This is a genomic window from Kitasatospora arboriphila (assembly GCF_039528095.1).
Classification (GTDB): domain Bacteria; phylum Actinomycetota; class Actinomycetes; order Streptomycetales; family Streptomycetaceae; genus Kitasatospora; species Kitasatospora arboriphila.
Window position 1 is genome coordinate 1 of sequence record NZ_BAAALD010000221.1, and the last position, 1,285, is coordinate 1,285.

Genomic DNA, 1,285 nt, shown 5'->3' on the forward strand with positions numbered 1-1,285 from the left:
TGGGCTTGATCCGCTTTGACGGACACTCCTGATCAGGGGCTTCGGCCCCGGAAGGATGATGTCCATCATGGAGAGCATGGGGAAGAAGAAGCCGCGCCCTCGTCGCTCGTTCACGCCGGAGTTCAAGGCGGAGATCGTCGAGCTGTGCCGACGCGGTGACCGCTCGGTCGGCCAGGTCGCGAAGGACTTCGACCTGACCGAAACCGCAGTGCGGGACTGGGTGCGCCAGACCCAGGTCGACACCGGCGAGCGGGACGGCCTGACCAGCGACGAGCGCGAGGAGCTGGCGAGGCTTCGGCGGGAGAACCGCCGGCTACGTGAGGACGTCGAGGTCCTGAAGCGGGCGACGGCTTTCTTCGCGAAGGAGACCCGGTGACGGTGCACCCGTTCATCGAGGCGGAGAAGCAGGCAGGTCACAGCGTCAAGCGGGCGTGTGAACTGCTCAAGGTCTCCCGTGCCGCCTTCTACGCCCGCCGCAATGGCGCGCCCGGTCCCCGCGCGGTCCGCGACGCCGAGCTGACGGAGAAGATCACCGAGGTCCACGAGACGTCGCGGGGCAGCTACGGCGCCCCACGCATCCACGCCGTGCTCCGCCGGGACGGTGACGGCTGCGGCCGCCGCAGGGTCGCCCGCCTGATGCGCGAGGCGGGGCTGCAGGGCCGGCGCCGCAGGCGGCGCCACCGCACCACGATCCCGGACCCGAACGCCGCCGCACGGCCGGACCTGGTGCTGCGCGACTTCCAGCCCGACCCGACCGGCCTCGACGTGCGCTGGTGCGGCGACATCACCTACATCCCGACCGGTGAGGGCTGGCTCTACCTGGCCACCGTCATCGACATCGCCTCGCGCCGCGTGGTCGGCTGGGCCACGGCCGACCACCTGCGGACCGAGCTCGTCGCCGACGCCCTGCGGACCGCCTGCCGCAGCCGGCGTCCCGACGGTCCGGTGATCTTCCACTCGGACCGCGGCTGTCAGTACACCAGCCGTGAATTCGCCATACTGGCAAGCGAGTTCGGAGTCCGTCTGTCAGTCGGTCGCACCGGCCAGTGCTGGGACAACGCCCTCGCGGAGTCGTTCTTCGCCACGCTCAAGCGGGAGCTGATCGAGGACCGGCCGTGGCCCAGCCGCGCGGCAGCCCGCACAGCGATCTTCGAGTGGATCGAGGGCTGGTACAACATACGCAGACTGCACAGCAGCCTCGGCTACCGCAGCCCCGCCGACTACGAGGCCGTCCTCGCGGCCTGACCACTACAACGAGGGTGTCCGTCAAAGCGGAGCAAGCTCA

2 protein-coding genes are annotated in these 1,285 nt (G+C 70.0%); both read left to right on the forward strand.

Features of this window, described 5'->3' with window-relative positions; translation table 11 throughout:
* The first annotated feature begins 67 nt into the window (after positions 1-67).
* Positions 68-376, forward strand: coding sequence for a transposase (locus ABD353_RS39600; RefSeq protein WP_344628565.1), 309 nt, complete (start codon positions 68-70; stop codon positions 374-376).
* Positions 373-1,245, forward strand: a complete 873-nt coding sequence (locus ABD353_RS39605; RefSeq protein ID WP_344628566.1) for an IS3 family transposase — start codon at positions 373-375, stop codon at positions 1,243-1,245. The genes ABD353_RS39600 and ABD353_RS39605 overlap by 4 nt, the downstream gene beginning before the upstream one ends.
* Positions 1,246-1,285: the final 40 nt, after the last annotated feature.

Excerpts from the sequence above, each read along its gene's own strand:
- ABD353_RS39600 (WP_344628565.1), top strand. The coding sequence starts at position 68 with ATGGAGAGCATGGGGAAGAAGAAGCCGCGCCCTCGTCGCTCGTTCACG.